The organism is Saccharomonospora iraqiensis subsp. paurometabolica YIM 90007, from assembly GCF_000231035.2.
In the GTDB taxonomy this organism is placed as follows: domain Bacteria; phylum Actinomycetota; class Actinomycetes; order Mycobacteriales; family Pseudonocardiaceae; genus Saccharomonospora; species Saccharomonospora paurometabolica.
Window position 1 is genome coordinate 40,445 of record NZ_KI912218.1, and the last position, 5,544, is coordinate 45,988.

Consider the following 5,544-nt stretch of genomic DNA (forward strand, 5'->3'; position numbering starts at 1 on the left):
GGAGGCGCAGGCCTCGGTGTCCGCCCTGGCGCGGGCCGGGCTGGACCCCGGAGCCGACCACGGCTGGACCCGGGAGCCGGGCGGGCCGCCGTCGTTCGAACCCGACGAGCTCGGCAGCACCGCCATGCAGTCCGCCGGGCTGGTGATGCCCACCCGCGTCTACCCGTTGTTCGAGAACCGCCTGCGGTACCGGTACGGGCAGAGCCCGGCCGCCAACACCGCGGCCTCGGCCCGGATGTACGCGGCGTTCACCGAGGTCGCCGCCCGGAACCCGGCGGCGTGGAACCCGACCGTCCGCAGCGCGGACGACATCGCCACCGTCGGCCCGGCGAACCGGATGGTGTGCGAGCCGTACCCGCTGGCCATGAACGCCATGCCGCACGTGGACCAGGCCGCGGCGGTGCTGGTCACCTCGCTGGCCACGGCGCGGGAGTACGGGATCGCCGAGGACCGGATCGTGTATGTCCGGGGTGGCGCGGGCGCGCACGACTCCGGGGACATCCTCGACCGGCCGGACTTCTCCCGCTCGGCGGCGCTGGAGACGGCGCTGCGGCGGTGCCTGGCACAGGGCGGGGTGTCGGCGCGCGAACTCGACGTCCTGGACGTCTACAGCTGCTTCCCGGTGGTGCCGAAGCTGGTGGTGGAGGCGCTCGGGCTGCCCGCCGACAGCGTGCCCACCGTGACGGGCGGACACTCCGCGTTCGGTGGACCGCTGAGCAGCTACAGCCTGCACGCCACCGTGGCGGTGGCCACCCGGCTGCGGGCGGGGGCGGCCACCGGGCTGGTCCACGCCAACGGCGGGTATCTCACCGCCCAGCACGCGGTGCTGCTGTCCCGGGCGCCGCACCCGGACGGCTACGTCGGCGACCCCGATCCGGTCTCCACCTCTTCGGCCGACTCCGCACCGCCGAAGGGGCCGGTGCCCGACGGCGAGGTCGTCGTCGAGACGGCCACGGTCGAGTACGGCAAGGACGGTGCGCCCTCCCAGGGTTTCCTCGTCGGGCGGACCGGGGACGGCACCCGCGTGGTGGGCCAGACCGCCCCGGGGGACGCCGCGGGCGCGCAGGCCCTGTCGGTGGCCTCCGGCACCGAGGTCGTCGGCCGCACGGTGCGCGTGTCCGCGGGCGAGGCGTTTCTGGAGGTCGCGCCCGCCGGCTGAGTCCCGGATCCACGCGGGGACTCACCGGCACGGAGCGTCGACTCGCGGTCCCGGAGCGGCAACTCGCGGTTCTGAGGTGGCGACTCGCGGGCAGGGAGTGGCGACTCGCGGGTCAGGTTGGGGGGAGGCGGGCCTCGTGGGGGGAGCGGTCGGGGCGCAGGCCCCGCCAGGACGGGTGCCGCAGCCTGCGGTCGGCGGTCCACTGGCGGTGCTCCACCTCGCCGACCAGCTCGGGTTCGACCCAGTGCGCCCGACGGGCGCGGTCCCGGGGCACCGGGGTGCCGAACGGGCTGGACGGACGGTGCAGCGGGGCCAGTCGTTCGCGCATCTCGTCGAGGGCGGTGTCGCTGAAGCCGGTGCCCACGTGGCCGACGTAGTGCAGCGTCCCGGTGTCGTCGTAGGCGCCGAGCAGCAGCGCGCCCAGCGTGCCCGCTCGGCGGCCCTCGCCGGGCACCCACCCGCCCGGCACGACCTCCTGGGTCAGGCGCAGGGCGGTCTTGATCCAGCTCCGGGACCGCGTCCCGGGCGTGTAGGTTGACGAGCGGCGTTTCGCGACGATGCCCTCCAGGCCGTGGTCGGCGGCGACCTCCAGCAGTTCCGCGCCGGACACGTCCACGTAGTTGTCCGGGGTGCGCACGACCGGGGGCGCCGACAGTCCGAGTTCCCGCAGCCGTTGTCGGCGCCGGTCGTACGGTTCGGGGCACAGGTCCCGGTCGTCGACGGCGAGGAGGTCGAACACGTAGTAGGCGACCGGGGTCTCGCGCAGCAGCCGCGCGGTGGGGCGGTGGACGTGCATGCGCGACTGGAGCCTGCCGAAGTCCGGTCGTCCCCGCTCGTCCAGGGCGACGATCTCGCCGTCGAGCAGCACCGTGTGCGAGGTGAGTTCGGTCAGGGTGTGCAGTTCGGGATAGGACTCGGTGATCACCCGCCGGTTCCGGGAGTGGGCGACGACCCCGCCGTCCGCCACGGCGACGGTCGCGCGGACCCCGTCCCACTTCCATTCGAAGGCCCAGTCCGGTCCGTCCGGGGGTTCGCCGGACACGGCGAGCATGGGCGGCGGTGGTGTGGGCGGCGTGCGGGCACCGGGACCGTCCTCGGTGGCCGCCACGGGTCAGAGCACGGACTGGTAGATCCGCGCGTACCGTTCGGCCATCATCGCCACGTCGAACCGCAGCTCGGCCTCGGCACGGCAGTCGTGCGGCGAGATCCGGTCCACCTCGCCGATCGCCTGCGCGAGTTCACCGACGTCGTTGCAGACGTAGCCGGTGCGGTCGTGGGTGATGACCTCGGGGATCGAACCACGCCGGAAGCCGAGGACGGGGGTCCCGCAGGCCATCGCCTCCACCATGACGATCCCGAACGGTTCCTCCCAGCACACCGGGAACAGCAGGCACCGCGCCGCCTGGAGCAGTTCGACCTTGCGGGCACGGTCGGCCTCGCCGAGCCATTCGATGTCCGGCCCGAGCAGCGGGGCGACCTCCCGGTCGAAGTAGACCTTCTCCTCCGGTTCCCGGCACTTCGCCGCGATCTTCAACCGGATGCCCGCCTCCCGCGCGGCGGCGATCGCCTGCGGGATGCCCTTCTCCGGGCACGCGCGGCCGAGGAACAGCGCGAAGTCCTCCTTGTCCGCCCGGAACGGGAAGCGGTCCACACTCACAGCATTGTGGACGGTGCCGACCCAGTTCAGGTCCGGCGCCAGGCGGCGCTGGGCGTCGGAGACGGCGACCAGGTGGACGCTGTCGCCGAGCCCGCGGTAGTAGCGCCCCATCTCGCCGTTGACGGGTCCGTGGGCGGTCACGACGGTGGGCAGGGTGCGCCCGCGCGCCATCAGTGGTCCGGCGAGGCTGTGGTCGTGGACGAGATCGGCGTCGAGTTTGTCGATGATTTCGGTCAGCGCCGCGGCGTGGGCGACCTCGGGCAGAACCTGCCCGAGCCGGTCCTCGTTCGCGTGTTCGCAGGTCGGTACGAAATCCGCGGGGGTCCCGTTTGTCCCGACCCCGATCAACGTGATTTCGGTGCCCTGCAGGGAGAGTTGTTCGATCAGGTCGCTGCACATCGCTTCGATGCCACCGTAGGCGGTGGGCGGGAGGTCGAACCACGGAGGTGCGACCATCGCGATCTCGAGTGGACTCATGTTCGCCCAATTCCCCCGCCGACCGCGGGCGAAACAGCGCGCCCGGAATGTACTACGTCCTAATGAACGTTTCCCCGAACCAATTCCACGTCCTCCGGGAGATGGCCCACCCGGACCCAGCTTCCGCGCGCCTCGATGGAAATGCGACCGCCGGTCAACGGAACGTCATCGATCAGTAACGTTCCGAATGATTCCGGGAGTTCCGGTGCGATCCGCAATTCCCGTCGGTGCATACCCGGTTGCACGCGGAGCAGGGTGCGCAACAGGTGTACCGGCGCCGCCGAGGACCACGCCTGCGGGGAACACGACGTCGGGTAGGGCACCGGGGTGCTGTACTCGTCGCGGTCGAACCCGCACATCAGCTCGGGCAACCGCCCGTCGAACGCCTCGGCCGCGTCGAGCACGGCGGTGGCGACGCGCTGGGCGTGCGCGACGAAGCCGTAGCGCATCAGCCCGGCCGCGACGAGCGCATTGTCGTGCGGCCACACCGAGCCGTTGTGGTAGCTCATCGGGTTGTAGGCGCCCATCTCCGACGACAGCGTCCGCACGCCCCACCCCGTGAACATGGCCGGGGACAGCAGACCGTCGGCGACCGCACCGGCACGGTCGGTGTCGATGATCCCGGTCCACAGGCAGTGCCCGATGTTGGAGGTGACGGAGTCGATGGGGCGTTTGTCGGCGTCCAGGCCGAGCGCGTACCGGCCGGGCCCGGGCATCCAGAAGACGTCGTTGAACCGCTGTTTCAGGTCGGCGGCGCGGTCGGACCAGTACCGGGCGGTGTCGTGGTCGTCGAAGTACTCCGCCAGGCACGCCCGTGCCCGGAACGCGGCGTAGACATAGCCCTGCACCTCGCACAGTGCGATGGGGGACCGGGCGATCTCGCCGTCGGCGAAGTTCACGCCGTCCCACGAGTCCTTCCACCCCTGGTTGGCCAGACCGGCGTCGGTGGCGCGGTGGTACTCGACGAACCCGTCGCCGTCGCGGTCGCCGTAGGTGTCGATCCACTCCAGCGCGCGGTCGGCGTGGCCGAGCAACGCCCGCACGTTCTCCGCGCCGATGCCCCACCGGGCCAGTTCCCCGAGCAGGAGCACGAACAGCGGGGTGGCGTCGACGGTGCCGAAGTAAATGTGACTGCCGCCGAGTGCCAGGGAGGCGTCCGCGCCGAACCGGACCTCGTGCAGGATGCGGCCGGGCTCCTCCTCGCTGTCCGGATCCACCCGGGTCCCCTGGTGCCGGGCCAGCGTCTGCACGGTGCCCAACGCCAGGGTCGGGTCGATGGCGAGCGACATCAACGAGGCCAGCAGCGAGTCCCGGCCGAACAGCGCCATGAACCACGGTGCCCCCGCGGCGATGGCGACGTCCTCCGGGTTCTCCGGGTCGAAGATGCGCAGCGCCCCCAGGTCCTCCCGGCTGCGTTGCAGGGTGCGGGCGAGGGCGCGATCACCCGAGTGCCGCAGGACGGGGCTCTCCTCGCGCCAGCGCCGGGTGAGCACCGCGGGCCGGGAGTGCTCGACCGGGCGCTCGCGGGGGAACAGCGGGGTGACCGCGGCACCGTTGACGGTCGGCAGCGCGGTGACCGAGCCGTACCATTCCTCCCCGGCGGGCAGCGAGACACGGAAGGTGATGCGGTCACGGCTGTACTCGGCGCCGTCACCCACGAGGGTCTCGCCGGTGATCCGCACCCCGCGGCTGTGCGCGCCGATGTAGCGGGTCAGGTACAGACCGGTGCCCGCGACCTCGACGGCGTGGTGTCCGGTGTCGTTGATGTGGCCCTTCTTCACCTCGAACACGTCGGCGAAGTCGGCGGCCACGCGCACGGTCACGGTGCAGGTGACGCGCCCGCGGCCGTAGTTGCGGAGGATGAAGTCCTCCCGCATCCCCCCGCCGATGTAGCGTTCCCGGCGCACGAGCAGGCTGCTCTCCCCCTCGCCCTCACCGGAGTGGGCACGGCCGACGAACCGGGCGTAGAACGGCTCCGGGGTCTGCACCGTGATGGGTTCGACGGGGTGGCCGTCGATGCGCAGGTTCCATCCGGACAGAATGCGGGTGTCCTGGTAGAACGCCCCCTGCGCGGGTGAGCCGCGCAGTTCGCCGTCGTTGTCACAGACGCAGAACGACGTCCCGTGGACGAGGGTCACCGTCATGCCCGACCTCCTGGTGTCCGCGCTCGCGTGTCCGGCGGACGCCGCCCGCCGGGGTCCGGCCACGCGACGGGGGGCCCACCGGAGCGGAACGACCCGGGCCGGGCCGG

General features: G+C 72.2%; 4 protein-coding genes. 1 reads left to right on the top strand and 3 read right to left on the bottom strand.

The genetic code is table 11. The annotated features are described in order from the left end of the window. Positions 1-1,159, top strand: a 1,159-nt coding sequence (locus SACPADRAFT_RS26085) for a hypothetical protein (RefSeq protein ID WP_007026270.1), incomplete at its 5' end; no start/stop codon positions are given. A gap of 112 nt (positions 1,160-1,271) precedes the next feature. Here the strand turns inward: SACPADRAFT_RS26085 and ligD are convergent. The 3 genes from ligD to SACPADRAFT_RS0207285 are packed head-to-tail and all read right to left on the bottom strand — an operon-like array spanning position 1,272 to position 5,437. Continuing rightward, positions 1,272-2,210, bottom strand: a complete 939-nt coding sequence (gene ligD / locus SACPADRAFT_RS0207275) for a non-homologous end-joining DNA ligase (protein WP_007026271.1) — start codon at positions 2,208-2,210, stop codon at positions 1,272-1,274. A 60-nt stretch (positions 2,211-2,270) separates the two neighbouring features. Continuing rightward, positions 2,271-3,293, bottom strand: a complete 1,023-nt coding sequence (locus SACPADRAFT_RS0207280) for a glycosyltransferase family 4 protein (protein WP_007026272.1) — start codon at positions 3,291-3,293, stop codon at positions 2,271-2,273. 59 nt (positions 3,294-3,352) lie between these two features. After that, positions 3,353-5,437, bottom strand: a complete 2,085-nt coding sequence (locus tag SACPADRAFT_RS0207285; protein WP_007026273.1) for an amylo-alpha-1,6-glucosidase — start codon at positions 5,435-5,437, stop codon at positions 3,353-3,355. Between the last annotated feature and the right edge of the window lie 107 nt (positions 5,438-5,544).